Genomic DNA, 14,260 nt, shown 5'->3' with positions numbered 1-14,260 from the left:
CCTCATCCCGCAACCATGGTTGCGAGCGAGTCTCTTGAAGACTCGAAGTCTAGTCAGGAACAGCTTTCGCTGGGTCTGGCGGGGCCCGCCGGGATGAGCAGGTGTCAAATGAACTCCCAGCAAGACGCTCTTCAACGAGCGTGGGTCTGGGGTGTGTTTGGTCCTTGAGAACTCAACAGCGTGCACATTGTCAAATGCCAAATAACTCGTCGTTTCGGAGGGGTGGCCACCGCAGGTGGTCAGACCTTTGGGATGTACGGTTTCTTTGAGATTGAATGGACAACTTAATCGTCAGATTGTTGTCGTTTGGTCAGCATCAAACTTGCAGTTCGTGTCTATTCCGATGCGTTCTGTGTTTTTCTTTTACGGAGAGTTTGATCCTGGCTCAGGACGAACGCTGGCGGCGTGCTTAACACATGCAAGTCGAACGATGAACACCAGCTTGCTGGTGGGATTAGTGGCGAACGGGTGAGTAACACGTGAGTAACCTGCCCTTGACTCTGGGATAAGCGTTGGAAACGACGTCTAATACCGGATAGGACTCCTGGCCGCATGGTCTGGGGGTGGAAAGATTTTTTGGTCAAGGATGGACTCGCGGCCTATCAGGTTGTTGGTGAGGTAATGGCTCACCAAGCCGACGACGGGTAGCCGGCCTGAGAGGGTGACCGGCCACACTGGGACTGAGACACGGCCCAGACTCCTACGGGAGGCAGCAGTGGGGAATATTGCACAATGGGCGCAAGCCTGATGCAGCAACGCCGCGTGAGGGACGACGGCCTTCGGGTTGTAAACCTCTTTTAGTAGGGAAGAAGCGAAAGTGACGGTACCTGCAGAAAAAGCACCGGCTAACTACGTGCCAGCAGCCGCGGTAATACGTAGGGTGCAAGCGTTGTCCGGAATTATTGGGCGTAAAGAGCTCGTAGGCGGTTTGTCGCGTCTGCTGTGAAATCTGGGGGCTCAACCCCCAGCCTGCAGTGGGTACGGGCAGACTAGAGTGCGGTAGGGGAGATTGGAATTCCTGGTGTAGCGGTGGAATGCGCAGATATCAGGAGGAACACCGATGGCGAAGGCAGATCTCTGGGCCGTAACTGACGCTGAGGAGCGAAAGCATGGGGAGCGAACAGGATTAGATACCCTGGTAGTCCATGCCGTAAACGTTGGGAACTAGATGTAGGGGCCATTCCACGGTTTCTGTGTCGCAGCTAACGCATTAAGTTCCCCGCCTGGGGAGTACGGCCGCAAGGCTAAAACTCAAAGGAATTGACGGGGGCCCGCACAAGCGGCGGAGCATGCGGATTAATTCGATGCAACGCGAAGAACCTTACCAAGGCTTGACATATACCGGAAACGTCCAGAGATGGTCGCCCCGCAAGGTCGGTATACAGGTGGTGCATGGTTGTCGTCAGCTCGTGTCGTGAGATGTTGGGTTAAGTCCCGCAACGAGCGCAACCCTCGTTCTATGTTGCCAGCACGTTATGGTGGGAACTCATAGGAGACTGCCGGGGTCAACTCGGAGGAAGGTGGGGATGACGTCAAATCATCATGCCCCTTATGTCTTGGGCTTCACGCATGCTACAATGGCCGATACAAAGGGCTGCGATACCGTAAGGTGGAGCGAATCCCAAAAAGTCGGTCTCAGTTCGGATTGAGGTCTGCAACTCGACCTCATGAAGTCGGAGTCGCTAGTAATCGCAGATCAGCAACGCTGCGGTGAATACGTTCCCGGGCCTTGTACACACCGCCCGTCAAGTCATGAAAGTCGGTAACACCCGAAGCCGGTGGCCCAACCCTTGTGGAGGGAGCCGTCGAAGGTGGGATCGGTGATTAGGACTAAGTCGTAACAAGGTAGCCGTACCGGAAGGTGCGGCTGGATCACCTCCTTTCTAAGGAGCATGCACCAGCCCCGCTGTTTACACGGGGAGTGACTGGTCAAGTCACGCCGGCCCGAATGTGGTCGGGTGGCGCTCATGGGTGGAACGTTTGACAAGTACCTCTGGTCGAGATCGGGGTCTCAGTACGGCTTCTTCGGGAGTTGGGAACGGGTCCTGGTGGCTGGTTGGGGGTGTGCACGTTGTTGGGTCCTGAGGGACCAAGCCGGTTGCTGCTCGTTTGCGAGTGGTGGTGGTTTTTTCCTCGACGGACCTTGAGAAGCCGGCTTTAGTGCTGGTGGATCTTGGGTTCGCCCGTTTTTTGAGAACTACATAGTGGACGCGAGCATCTAATGTGCTTGTTGACGACACGCGCTCTAGCGTGAGGTCTGAACAGGTGCATTAGTGCAATTTCTTAGTTGACACCCTTTGGGGTGTTGATACGAGATAACACTGATTTATCGATCGCGGCCTTCGGGTTGCGGTCGTGTCTTTGTGGTCAAGTTTCTAAGAGCAAACGGTGGATGCCTTGGCATCTGGAGCCGAAGAAGGACGTAGAAATCTGCGATAAGCCTCGGGGAGCTGATAATCGAGCTGTGATCCGAGGGTGTCCGAATGGGGAAACCCCGCCAGGCGGCGTGCCGACCTGGTGACTCCCGCCTGAATATATAGGGCGGGTAGAGGGAACGTGGGGAAGTGAAACATCTCAGTACCCACAGGAAGAGAAAACAACAGTGATTCCGTGAGTAGTGGCGAGCGAAAGCGGATGAGGCTAAACCGGTCATGTGTGATAGACGGCGGTCGTTGCATGGTCGGGGTTGTGGGACTCATCGTTCAGTTCTGCCGGACTGGAACAGTGACAGCAGCGTATAGGCGAACCGGATTGAAAGCCGGGCCATAGTGGGTGCGAGCCCCGTAGCCGAAATGCGTGTGTTGGCTGGATGGGTATCCCAAGTAGCACGGGGCCCGAGAAATCCCGTGTGAATCTGTCAGGACCACCTGATAAGCCTAAATACTCCCAGATGACCGATAGCGGACAAGTACCGTGAGGGAAAGGTGAAAAGTACCCCGGGAGGGGAGTGAAATAGTACCTGAAACCGTTTGCTTACAAACCGTTGGAGCCTCCTTAGTAGGGGTGACAGCGTGCCTTTTGAAGAATGAGCCTGCGAGTTAGCGATATGTGGCGAGGTTAACCCGTGTGGGGTAGCCGTAGCGAAAGCGAGTCTGAATAGGGCGATTAAGTCGCATGTCCTAGACCCGAAGCGAAGTGATCTATCCATGGCCAGGTTGAAGCGACGGTAAGACGTCGTGGAGGACCGAACCCACTTCAGTTGAAAATGGAGGGGATGAGCTGTGGATAGGGGTGAAAGGCCAATCAAACTTCGTGATAGCTGGTTCTCTCCGAAATGCATTTAGGTGCAGCGTTGCGTGTTTCTTGCCGGAGGTAGAGCTACTGGATGGCCGATGGGGCCCAAAAGCTTACTGACGTCAGCCAAACTCCGAATGCCGGTAAGTGAGAGCGCAGCAGTGAGACGGTGGGGGATAAGCTTCATCGTCGAGAGGGAAACAACCCAGACTACCAACTAAGGTCCCTAAGCGTGTGCTAAGTGGGAAAGGATGTGGAGTTGCATAGACAACCAGGAGGTTGGCTTAGAAGCAGCCACCCTTGAAAGAGTGCGTAATAGCTCACTGGTCAAGTGATTCCGCGCCGACAATGTAACGGGGCTCAAGCACACCACCGAAGTTGTAGAATTCGTACTTTTTGATAAGCCTTCGTGGTTCAGTCGTACGGATTGGTAGGAGAGCGTCGTGTGGCGAGTGAAGCGGCGGAGGAATCCAGCCGTGGATGCCACACGAGTGAGAATGCAGGCATGAGTAGCGAAAGACGGGTGAGAAACCCGTCCTCCGGAAGACCAAGGGTTCCAGGGCCAGGCTAATCCGCCCTGGGTAAGTCGGGACCTAAGGCGAGGCCGACAGGCGTAGTCGATGGACAACGGGTTGATATTCCCGTACCGGCGAAGAACCGCCCCAGTCAATCCAGTGGTGCTAAGAGTCCTAACCCGGCTGAGTGGATCCCTTCGGGGTGATGCCGGCCGGTCTAACGCTCGACCCCATGCTGGTGCGGCTAGCGTATTAACAGGTGTGACGCAGGAAGGTAGCTGAGCCAGGCGATGGTATCCGTAAGGTGAACCTGGTGTAAGGATGTAGGGCTGACGATAGGCAAATCCGTCGTCAACGCGCCTGAGATCCGATGCGTACCCCGATCGGGGGAATTCAGTGATCCTATGTTGCCGAGAAAAGCATCGACGCGAGGTTCTAGCTGCCCGTACCCCAAACCGACTCAGGTGGTCAGGTAGAGAATACCGAGGAGATCGAGAGAATCGTGGTTAAGGAACTCGGCAAAATGCCCCCGTAACTTCGGGAGAAGGGGGGCCGGACTCGTGAACGGATTTACTCCGGGAGCGGGAAAGGCCGCAGAGACCAGTGGGAAGCGACTGTTTACTAAAAACACAGGTCCGTGCCAAGTCGCAAGACGATGTATACGGACTGACGCCTGCCCGGTGCTGGAAGGTTAAGAGGAAGGGTTAGCGCAAGCGAAGCTCAGAATTTAAGCCCCAGTAAACGGCGGTGGTAACTATAACCATCCTAAGGTAGCGAAATTCCTTGTCGGGTAAGTTCCGACCTGCACGAATGGCGTAACGACTTCCCAGCTGTCTCAACCGCGAACTCGGCGAAATTGCACTACGAGTAAAGATGCTCGTTACGCGCAGCAGGACGGAAAGACCCCGTGACCTTTACTACAGCTTGGTATTGGTGTTCGGTGTGGCTTGTGTAGGATAGGTGGGAGACGGTGAAGCTCGGACGCTAGTTCGGGTGGAGTCATTGTTGAAATACCACTCTGGTCACTCTGGATATCTAACTTCGAACCGTGATCCGGTTCAGGGACAGTGCCTGGTGGGTAGTTTAACTGGGGCGGTTGCCTCCCAAAAAGTAACGGAGGCGCCCAAAGGTTCCCTCAACCTGGTTGGCAATCAGGTGTCGAGTGTAAGTGCACAAGGGAGCTTGACTGTGAGACTGACAAGTCGAGCAGGGACGAAAGTCGGGACTAGTGATCCGGCAGTGGCTTGTGGAAGCGCTGTCGCTCAACGGATAAAAGGTACCTCGGGGATAACAGGCTGATCTTGCCCAAGAGTCCATATCGACGGCATGGTTTGGCACCTCGATGTCGGCTCGTCGCATCCTGGGGCTGGAGTAGGTCCCAAGGGTTGGGCTGTTCGCCCATTAAAGCGGTACGCGAGCTGGGTTTAGAACGTCGTGAGACAGTTCGGTCCCTATCCGCTGCGCGCGTAGGAAATTTGAGAAGATCTATCCCTAGTACGAGAGGACCGGGATGGACGAACCTCTGGTGTGTCAGTTGTTCTGCCAAGAGCACCGCTGATTAGCTACGTTCGGAACGGATAACCGCTGAAAGCATCTAAGCGGGAAGCCGGCTTCGAGATGAGATTTCCATCCCCTTCGGGGGGAGAGGCTCCCAGCTAGACTACTGGGTTGATAGGCCGGATGTGGAAGCGAGGACTAACGACTCGTGGAGCTGACCGGTACTAATAAGCCGACAACTTGACAACACACCACCCCCACACGATCGTGTGGATGAAGGGTGGCAGTGAATGCTCGCGTCCACTCTGTGGTTCCCAAAAAACGGTCGACCAGCACACCTGCTGGACCGTGGAAACACATAATTGAACAACCAGCTTTGGTTGAAACATGATCTTCAAGCCGGCACACCCCATCACTGATGGGCACCGTGTGTACAGCTTGACCTAGTGTTTCGGCGGCCATAGCGAGAGGGAAACGCCCGGACACATTCCGAACCCGGAAGCTAAGACTCTCAGCGCCGATGGTACTGCAAGGGGGACCTTGTGGGAGAGTAGGACACCGCCGGACTCAACTTCAGAAGAGGCCACCCGCAAGGGTGGCCTCTTCGTCGTTAACACGGCCATCGGCCGCTCGTGTCTCGGCTGGTAGGCTCGAGTCACAACACCACAGCAGGCCCCGGCGAGTGAGCCACGACGATCAGTCATGGAGCTCCTCGTCACTGCACGCCGAGTCAGTCGGCGGCTACAGCGGCAGAAGACTTCGCGCCCGGACGACCTCCGGCGCCGACCCCGAGGAGAATCCCATGAGCGATCGCGACGACGACCGAGACAAGCGTCCGCGACGCGACGGGGAGGACCGGGGGAGTTCAGACCGCGGACGGGGCCGCGAGGGTGGAGCCCGCGGTGGGCGCTCCGGCGACGACCGTGGTTCGAGCGCAGGGCGTCCGCCACGCTCGAACGCGGGTCGTCCTGACCGCGGTGGTGTCGGCTCCGGCGCCCCTCGCAAGCCCTGGGAGCGTTCGCGTGGCGACGCCGGTGGCCGGCCGAGCGGTGGTCGCCCGTGGACGCCTCGCCGTGATGACGATCGCCCTCAGGGAGGCGGTCGTCCGTGGGGCCAGAGGCCCGATCGCTCCGGTGACGAGCGTCGTCCGCAGCGGGACGGCGACCGGTCGTGGAGCCCTCGGCCACCTCGCGGCGGCTCCGACCGGCCACAGCGCCCGTGGCAGGACCGCCCGTCGAACGGACGCGGAGCCGACCGAGGCGACGCGTCGCGGCCTCCTCGCGGCGACGGGCCTCGGGGCGACTATCGCGACGATCGCAGCGGTCCGCGTCGGGGTGGCGACGATCGCCGTCCGTTCCGTCCCTCGGGCGATGGGCGTCCGCAGCGCGGGGGTGACGATCGTCGGCCACCGCGCGGAGGGTCGGGCCGCCCCATCGCGGGGCGACCGGACACCGGCCACTCGCGTGACGACCGTGGGCCTCGCCGTGACGACCGTGGCCCGCGTCGTGACGACCGTGGGCCCCGTCGTGACGATCGCGGCCCCCGCCGGGACGACCGCGACGCCGTCCGCGAGGACCGCGATCCGCTGAACCTCCGTTCCGTGCGCCCGCGCCACGAGGAGCCTCACATCTCGGCCGACGTCGACCCGCGCGACCTCGACCGCGTCGCGCGCGCCGAGCTGAAGACCCTGAGCAAGGAGAACGCCGACTTCGTCGCCCGCCATCTCGTGATGGCCGCGCGCCTGATCGACGAGGATCCTCAGCTCGCCCACCTGCACGCGCTGTCTGCCGGTCGTCGAGCCGGCCGCATCGCCGTGGTCCGCGAGACCATCGCCATCACGGCCTACGCGCTCGAGGACTACGCGCTCACCCTCCGCGAGCTGCGCACGTACCGACGCATCTCGGGCCGCAACGACCAGCTGCCCCTCATGGTCGACAGCGAGCGGGGTCTGGAGCGCCCGGACCGCGCGCTCGAGCTCGCGCGCTCCGTGCCGGTCGAGGAGCTCGACGTTCCCGTGCGCGTCTCGCTCGCGATAGCGATGTCGGGCGCCCGACTCGACCTCGGGCAGACCGATGCGGCGCTGCGCGAACTCGAGATCCCGCAGCTCGACCGCACGCGCGCGTTCAGCTACAGCCCCGATCTGTTCGACGCCTACGCGACCGTGCTCGAAGAGCTCGGCCGTGACACCGACGCCGCCGAGTGGCAGGCGCTCGCCCGACGCGCCCGTGCCGCGCTCAACGCCCAGGATCCCGAGGAGGACCGTGAAACTGTCGAGATCGTGGAAGAAGAAGTCGAAGGATTCGGCGGAGACGACGTCGCCCTCGACGACGAGCTCGCCGGCTCCGACGCAGCAGCCCTCGGCGACGAGCACGACGCCGATGACGACGGCGCAGACGAGCAAGCCGGCATCGAAGCCGACGACTGAGCCGCGCCTGCCGCTCGAGGGCGTCGACGTCGTCCTCGCCGATCTCGACGGCGTCGTCTACACGGGCCGCAACGCGATCCCCCACGCCGTCGAGAGCCTCAACGAGGCCGCGAAGTCGACCAGGATCGGCTACATCACGAACAACGCCTCGCGCACCGCGGCGACCGTCGCCGAGCAGCTTTCGGGCTTCGGCCTCGCGGTCACGGCCGACGACGTCGTGACGAGCCCTCAGGCGGCGATCCGGCTGCTGCAGGAGAACGTCGCGGCCGGCTCGACGATCCTCGTGGTCGGCGGCGACGGGCTCACGTCGGTGGTCGAGGGGGCCGGTTTCACGGTCACCCGGTCGGCGGAGGCTGATCCTGCGGCCGTGATCCAGGGCTTCGCACCCGAGGTGGGCTGGAAGGATCTGGCCGAGGCGTCGTTCGCCCTCGCGAAGGACATCCCGTGGGTCGCGACGAACCAGGACTGGACCATCCCCCAGGAGCGCGGCATCGCCCCCGGCAACGGCACCCTCGTGTCGGCCGTCCACACCGCCGTCGGCAAGCTGCCGCTCGTCGCGGGCAAGCCCGAGAAGGCGATCTTCGACGCGGCCGTCGAGCGCTTCGGCGCGACGAAGCCCGTCTTCATCGGCGACAGGCTCGACACCGACATCATCGGGGCGAACAAGGCCGGCATCGCGTCGATCCTGGTGCTCACCGGAATCGACCAGGCGAAGCAGGTGCTGGCTGCGCCCGAGGGGTCGCGGCCGGACTTCCTCCTGGCGGACCTCCGCGGGCTCCTGCAGCCCTACCCGGCCACGATCGAGGGCGCAGGAGCCGAGGGAGCCCGCACGTTCACGGTCGGCACCTCCCGCGTCGACCTGCGCGGCAACCGCGTGATCGTCGTCGAGCGAGGCGAGACCCGCGTCGACCTGCTGCGCGCGGGAGCTGCGGCGGTGTGGGGCAGCGGTCTCATGATCTACGGGCTCGACGTCGACCCGGTGCTGTACACGGAGTGAGGTCCGCGGCCTGTGGAGAGTCGCCGACCCGTGTCGGCGGCCTCGGCTAGGGTGGCTGGATCATGAGTGATGAGACGAATGCGGGCGAGGCGGTCGACGGCCTCGTGTCGCGGCTGAGCGTCATCGACCAGCAGCCGCTCGATCAGCGTGCGCTGGCGTTCGCGCAGCTCCACGACGAGCTGCGCGCCGCCCTCGACTCGTCGTCTTCCGCGGCGGGGTCGACGCCGCGTTGAGCGACGAGGCACCATCCCGGCTCGACGTGGCTCTGACCGCGCGTGGCCTGGCCCGCTCGCGCACTCACGCGCACCGGCTCCTCGCCGAGGGCCTCGTCACGGTCGACGGTCGGGCGCAGCTCAAGCCGTCGTTCGCCGTGCGCGACTCTCAGGCGATCGAGGTCGCCGGGCTCGACCACTACGTCAGTCGCGCCGCGCACAAGCTCGTCGGCGCCCTGGACGCGTTCGACGTCGACCCGGCGGGGCGCGGAGCTCTCGACGTGGGCGCGTCCACGGGCGGCTTCACGCAGGTGCTGCTCGAGCGGCGCGCGGCGTTCGTGATCGCGCTCGACGTCGGCCACGCACAGCTGGCGCCGGCGATCCGCAGCGACGAGCGAGTCGTCGCGGTGGAGGGCGTCAACGCGCGCTATCTGACGCGCCAGCAGCTGTCGTCGTTCGACGACAGGGCCGCCGCGGTCGATCTCGTGGTGGGAGATGTCTCGTTCATCTCGCTGTCGCTGATCCTGCCCGCCCTGGTCGACTCGGTCGGGCCGGGCGCCGACTTCGTGCTGCTCATCAAGCCGCAGTTCGAGGTCGGTCGGCAGGGCGTGCGCGAGGGCATCGTGCGCGACGCCGGGCTGCGTGCCGACGCGGTGAACTCGGTGCTCTGGGCCGCGCACGATCTCGGCCTCGGCACCGCCGGCCTCATCGAGTCGCCCATCGTCGGCACGGCGGGCAATCGCGAGTACTGCGTGCACTTCTCGGCCAGCACCGGCGCGAATCCGACAGAATGGATCGCACGGGTCGACGACATGACAGGAGGGTGAGCCATCACCGCCAGCAAGAAGCGCCACATCCTGATCGTGTCGCACACCGGGCGCCGCGACAGCATCGATGCGGCCCTCGAGGTGTGCGCCCTCCTCCTCGAGAACGACGTGGTCCCGGTCGTGCCGCGCGACGAGTACGACGACGTCAAGGCGGCCGAGCCGTCGTTCGCCGGCGTCGAGATCCTCAGCGAGGGCGTCCACGTCGAGGACATCGAGGCCGTGATCGTCCTGGGCGGCGACGGCACGATCCTGCGCGCCGCCGAGCTCGTGCGCGGCACCCGCGCACCGATCGTCGGCGTCAACCTCGGCCACGTCGGGTTCCTCGCCGAGAGCGAGCGCGACGACCTCCACGACACCGTGCAGCGGGTGCTCGTCTTCGACTACGAGGTCGAGGAGCGATTCGCACTCGACGTGGCCGTGCTGGTCGACGGCGAGCGGGTCTTCAGCACCTGGGCGCTCAACGAGGCGACCGTCGAGAAGGCGGCGCGCGAGCGGATGCTCGAGGTCGTCATCGAGGTCGACGGCCGACCCCTGTCGTCGTTCGGCTGCGACGGAGTCGTCATGTCGACGCCGACCGGTTCGACCGCCTACAACTTCTCGGCCGGCGGCCCGGTCGTCTGGCCCGAGGTCGAAGCGATGATCCTCGTGCCGCTGAGTGCCCATGCCCTCTTCGCGCGGCCGCTGGTCGTCGGCCCCGAGTCGACGTTCGCCGTCGAGGTGCTCAGCCGCACCGACGGCTCGGGCGTGCTCTGGTGCGACGGCCGCCGGGCCCACACCCTCGAGCCCGGCGCCCGCGTCGTGACGAAGCGGTCACCCAAGCCCGTCCGGCTCGCGCGACTGCGTCGCGCGCCGTTCACCGACCGTCTGGTGGCGAAGTTCCGCCTGCCGGTCACCGGGTGGCGGGGTCCGCAGGGCCCCCGGACGGACGCCCCGTGATCGAGGAGATCGGGATCCGCGACCTCGGCGTCATCGGCCGGGCCACGCTCCCTCTCGGCCCGGGCTTCACGGCGGTGACGGGGGAGACCGGGGCGGGCAAAACCATGGTCGTGTCGGCTCTCGGCCTGCTCCTGGGCCAGCGGGCCGACGGTGGCGCGGTGCGGTCGGGATCGTCGCAGGCCGTCGTCGACGGACGATGGAGCGTGCCCGACGACGGCGCCGTGGCCGAGCGAGTGCGAGACGCCGGCGGCGACGTCGACGACGGCGAGTTGTACGTGTCGCGCATCGTGTCGAGCGAGGGGCGTTCGCGCGCCGTCGTCGGCGGTCGCGGCGCACCGGTCGGTGTGCTCGGCGACCTCGCCGAGCACCTCGTCGTCGTCCACGGGCAGTCCGAGCAGATCAGGCTGAAGTCGCAGACCGCCCAGCGTGACGCGGTCGACGCGCACGGCGGCGCCGCGCTCGCCGACGCCCTGGTGAGCTATCGCACCGCGTTCGAGTCGTGGCGCGCCGCCGAGACCGAGCTCGCCGCCATCACGGGCGACCGCGACGCTCGACTCGCCGAGGCCGACGCGCTGCGCACCGCGATCGACGAGATCGAAGCGGTCGCGCCGCAGCCCGGCGAGGACGCCGAGCTCGACGCCACGGCCGAGCGGCTCACGAACGCCGAAGACCTCCGTCTCGCCGCCGGTCTCGCCCACGAGGTTCTGTCGAGCGAGAACGTCGAGGGCGCCCCCGACGTGCTCACCCTGGTCGAGGAGGCCAGGCGGCAGGTCGACCACGTCGCCCGGCACGACCCCGAACTCGCATCGATCGCCGAGCTCCTCACCGACATCAGCGTGCAGGTCGGCGAGACGTCGCAGCGGCTGTCGAGCTACCTCGGGTCGCTCGACGCCGACGTCGCCCGCGAGCTCGAGATCGTGCAGGCGCGGCGGGCCGACCTCGGCATGCTGGTGCGGAAGTACGGCCCCACGCTCGACGATGCGATCCTGCTGCTCGACCAGGGCTCCCGCCGCCTCATGGAGCTCGACGGCGACGACGACCGCGTCGAGCAGCTCACCCGCGACGTCGCCGACTTCGAGGCGTCGGCGGTCGAGAAGGCGGCACTGGTGACCGAACTGCGACGGGCCGCAGGAGCCGACCTGGCCGCCCGGGTGAGCGCCGAACTCTCCGCGCTCGCCATGGGCGGAGCCGAGCTCGTCGTCGAGGTCTCACCCCGCGACGAGCTGGGTCACTCCGGCGCCGATCGGGTCGAGCTGCTCCTGCGCCCCCACTCGGGCAGCGAGCCGCGACCGCTCGGCCGCGGCGCCTCGGGCGGTGAGCTGAGCCGCGTGATGCTCGCGATCGAGGTGGTCATGGCCGCCTCGAGCGACGTGCCGACGTTCGTCTTCGACGAGGTCGACGCCGGAGTCGGCGGATCCGCCGCCATCGAGATCGGCCGCCGCCTCGCCACGCTCGCCGAGCGGGCCCAGGTGATCGTGGTGACGCACCTGGCGCAGGTGGCGGCCTTCGCGACCAATCACCTGCGGGTGGTGAAGGACGCCTCGGGCGCCGTCACCGAGTCGAGCGTGCAGCAGCTCTCGGGCGACGAGCGCGTCGCCGAGATGGCGCGACTGCTCTCGGGCCTGCCCGACAGCGAGTCCGGGCTCGAACACGCGCGCGAGCTGCTCGCGATGGCTGCGAGCGGCTCGCGCGCGTAGCGGTGCCAGTGGCCGGAGTCAGCCCTTGACGCCGCCGGTCGCGAGGCCGGACTGCCAGAACCGCTGAAGGTAGAGGAACGCGATCACCAGCGGCAGGATCGAGATCAGCGACCCGGTGATGACGCTGGAGAACAGCGCCTGCGACCCGCCGCCGCCCGAGGACGACGCGGCCTCCCACTGCGAGAGCCCCACGGTGAGCGGGAAGAGCGTCTGCGTGTTCAGCATGATGAGGGGCAGGAAGTAGTTGTTCCACGTCGCGACCAGCGCGAACAGCAGGACGGTGACGATCCCCGGGCCGAGGAGGCGGAGTGCGACCTGGAAGAAGATCCGGAACTCGCCGGCGCCGTCGATCCTGGCGGCCTCCATGAGGCTCGTGTCGACGGCATCGGCGGCGTACACGCTCATGAGGAACACGCCGAACGGGCTGACCAGCGACGGCAGGACCACGGCGAACGGTGTGTCCGTGAGCCCCGCGCTCGAGAACAGAAGGAAGGTCGGGATCGCGAGGGCGGTGGTCGGGATCATGATGGCGCCGAGCACGCTGTAGAACAGCGCCTTCGAGCCCGGGAACACGTACTTGGCGAACGCGTACCCGGCCGCCGTGGCGAAGAACGCGGCGAGGACGGCGCTCGTGACGGAGTACACGACCGTGTTGATCAGCCAGTGCCAGAAGATGCCGCCCTGGTAGGTCGACAGCGACTCGACGTTGGCGACGAGGTTGAACTTGCCGAACCAGTAGCCGAAGGTCGAGAAGAGGTCGCCGTTGTCCTTCGTCGACGAGATCACCAGCCAGATGAGCGGTAGGAGGAAGTAGGCGGCGATCACCCAGAGGATCACCGTGAGCAGGGGGCTCTTCCGCGATCCGGCGCGGCCTTTGCTTCGGCGGCGCGACGCACGGCCGGTGGCGCTCGAGGCGCCGCGACCCGGCGCCCCGACCTTCTCGGAGGTGACGGCGCTCATGCGGACGCCCCCTGACGCTGGGAGCGCTGCTGGGCGATCTGGACGACGAACGAGATGATCATGATGACGAATCCGAGGGCGAAGGCGATCGTGGCGGCGTAGTTCACGTCGTGGTTCACGAAGGCGAGCGTGTAGGCGTAGAGGTTCGGCGTGTACGACGACGAGATGGCGTTCGGGGCGATCGACTGGAGCAGCTCGGGCTCGTTGAAGAGCTGGAACGTGCCGATGATCGAGAAGATCACGGTGAGCAGGATCGCCGGACGGATCGCCGGGATCTTGATGCTCCAGGCGATGCGGAACTGGCCCGCCCCGTCGATCTCGGCCGCCTCGTAGAGGTCGGTGGGGATCGACCGCAGGGCCGAGTACATGATGACCATGTTGTAGCCGACGAACTCCCACGTGACGATGTTCATGAGGGAGCCGAGCACGTTCGCGTTCGACAGCAGGTTGGGTGCGTGGAGGCCGAGCGCCTGGAAGATCTGCGTGATGGGCCCGAAGTCGGTGCCGTAGATGTAGCCCCACAGCAGGGTGGCGACGACGCCGGGGACGGCGTAGGGGATGAAGATGAGGAGCCGGGCTCCTGTGCTCGCCTTGGCCCGACCGGAGTCGATGGCGAGGGCGACGAACAGCGCCAGGCACACCATCACCGGCACCTGGATGATGAGGAAGAGGCCCATGCGGCCGAGGCCGGAGAGGAACTGGCTGTCGGTGAAGGCGCGGATGTAGTTGGCGATGCCGACGAACGTGGTGCCGCCGACGAGCTTGGTCTGGAACAGGCTGAGGTAGCCCGAGTAGAACAGCGGCACGACGAGCATCGCCAGGAAGACCAGGAAGAACGGCGCGATGAGCACGTAGGCGGCGATGTGCTGCCGGCGCTTGTCGCTGGAGGTGCGCGGGCGCCGGCGCTCGGCGGCTGCGGGCCGGGCTGAGGCGAGGGTGTTCGCGGAGGTCGTCACGCGA

Annotated in this window: 9 protein-coding genes and 3 rRNA genes; 10 read left to right on the top strand and 2 right to left on the bottom strand. The window is 64.7% G+C overall.

The window, feature by feature from the left end; all coding sequences use genetic code 11:
• Positions 1-362: 362 nt before the first annotated feature.
• The 10 genes from C8E83_RS07800 to recN all read left to right on the top strand — a co-directional run bounded on the left by C8E83_RS07800 (position 363) and on the right by recN (position 12,340).
• Positions 363-1,883, top strand: a 16S ribosomal RNA gene (locus C8E83_RS07800).
• 482 nt (positions 1,884-2,365) lie between these two features.
• Positions 2,366-5,494 (top strand): 23S ribosomal RNA (locus tag C8E83_RS07795).
• Between the two features lie 202 nt (positions 5,495-5,696).
• Positions 5,697-5,813 (top strand): 5S ribosomal RNA (rrf, locus tag C8E83_RS07790).
• Together the 16S, 23S and 5S rRNA genes form the textbook arrangement of a ribosomal RNA operon.
• A gap of 455 nt (positions 5,814-6,268) precedes the next feature.
• On the top strand, positions 6,269-6,835 hold the full coding sequence (locus C8E83_RS19855; RefSeq protein WP_245981494.1) for a hypothetical protein: 567 nt from the start codon (positions 6,269-6,271) through the stop codon (positions 6,833-6,835).
• Between the two features lie 11 nt (positions 6,836-6,846).
• On the top strand, positions 6,847-7,671 hold the full coding sequence (locus C8E83_RS19850) for a hypothetical protein (RefSeq protein ID WP_245981493.1): 825 nt from the start codon (positions 6,847-6,849) through the stop codon (positions 7,669-7,671).
• Positions 7,625-8,668, top strand: a complete 1,044-nt coding sequence (locus tag C8E83_RS07780; protein ID WP_121369200.1) for an HAD-IIA family hydrolase — start codon at positions 7,625-7,627, stop codon at positions 8,666-8,668. The genes C8E83_RS19850 and C8E83_RS07780 overlap by 47 nt, the downstream gene beginning before the upstream one ends.
• 62 nt (positions 8,669-8,730) lie before the next feature.
• Positions 8,731-8,901, top strand: a complete 171-nt coding sequence (locus tag C8E83_RS19425) for a hypothetical protein (RefSeq protein ID WP_170159872.1) — start codon at positions 8,731-8,733, stop codon at positions 8,899-8,901.
• A 26-nt stretch (positions 8,902-8,927) separates the two neighbouring features.
• Positions 8,928-9,707 carry a TlyA family RNA methyltransferase gene (locus C8E83_RS07775; protein WP_342768911.1) on the top strand — a complete coding sequence of 260 codons (780 nt, stop codon included), beginning with the start codon at positions 8,928-8,930 and terminating at the stop codon, positions 9,705-9,707.
• A gap of 36 nt (positions 9,708-9,743) precedes the next feature.
• On the top strand, positions 9,744-10,643 hold the full coding sequence (locus C8E83_RS07770) for an NAD kinase (RefSeq protein WP_245981491.1): 900 nt from the start codon (positions 9,744-9,746) through the stop codon (positions 10,641-10,643).
• Positions 10,640-12,340 (top strand): DNA repair protein RecN, encoded by a 1,701-nt coding sequence (gene recN, locus C8E83_RS07765; protein WP_121369197.1) that lies wholly within the window; start codon positions 10,640-10,642, stop codon positions 12,338-12,340. Before C8E83_RS07770 ends, recN begins: the two co-directional genes overlap by 4 nt.
• Positions 12,341-12,358: 18 nt before the next feature.
• Here the strand turns inward: recN and C8E83_RS07760 are convergent, their stop codons facing one another.
• Together C8E83_RS07760 and C8E83_RS07755 are read right to left on the bottom strand one after the other, a co-directional pair.
• Positions 12,359-13,300, bottom strand: coding sequence for a carbohydrate ABC transporter permease (locus tag C8E83_RS07760; RefSeq protein WP_121369196.1), 942 nt, complete (start codon positions 13,298-13,300; stop codon positions 12,359-12,361).
• Positions 13,297-14,256, bottom strand: a complete 960-nt coding sequence (locus tag C8E83_RS07755) for a carbohydrate ABC transporter permease (protein WP_121369195.1) — start codon at positions 14,254-14,256, stop codon at positions 13,297-13,299. The genes C8E83_RS07760 and C8E83_RS07755 overlap by 4 nt, the downstream gene beginning before the upstream one ends.
• Positions 14,257-14,260 lie beyond the last annotated feature (4 nt).

The sequence above is a fragment of the Frondihabitans australicus genome, assembly GCF_003634555.1.
Lineage (GTDB): Bacteria > Actinomycetota > Actinomycetes > Actinomycetales > Microbacteriaceae > Frondihabitans > Frondihabitans australicus.
The sequence above is the reverse complement of the archived record's forward strand: the minus strand, read 5'-3'. Positions and strand labels throughout refer to the sequence as shown.